Source organism: Faecalibacterium sp. DFI.5.82 (assembly GCF_029076575.1).
Lineage (GTDB): Bacteria > Bacillota > Clostridia > Oscillospirales > Ruminococcaceae > Faecalibacterium > Faecalibacterium duncaniae.
The window spans coordinates 1-298 of record NZ_JARFIS010000827.1 but is presented as its reverse complement, the minus strand read 5'-3'; the positions used below and the strand labels follow the sequence as shown (position 1 = coordinate 298).

At 62.4% G+C, this 298-nt stretch carries 1 protein-coding gene; it reads left to right on the top strand.

Features of this window, described 5'->3' with window-relative positions; genetic code table 11:
• Positions 1-2 precede the first annotated feature (2 nt).
• Entirely contained in the window at positions 3-209 is a 207-nt protein-coding gene (locus P0G09_RS20955) for a fumarate hydratase (protein ID WP_342760574.1), read from the top strand.
• The last annotated feature ends 89 nt before the right edge of the window (positions 210-298 follow it).

Below are 298 nucleotides of genomic sequence, written 5' to 3'. Positions count from 1 at the left end.
CCATGAAGCGGAACCAGAAGCTGGCCAAGGAACTGAACCGCCCCAGCTGCCAGGATACTGGTGTGCTGCAGTTCTGGGTAAAGTGCGGCGTGGACTTCCCCCTCATCGGTGAGGTGGAGGGATCCTGGTGCGGGTCATCGTGCCGAAAGAGCAGGCAGCATTATGCTATCAGTCGGTGCGCAACAGCCAGACGGATTTGCCGGTTGTGACCTGTGCCGCCGCGAAAACGGCCGGGGGCTTCCGGGTCGCCATTGGTGCCCGGCCCGGCAAGGCAGTGCTGTATACCCTGCAGCCCAAT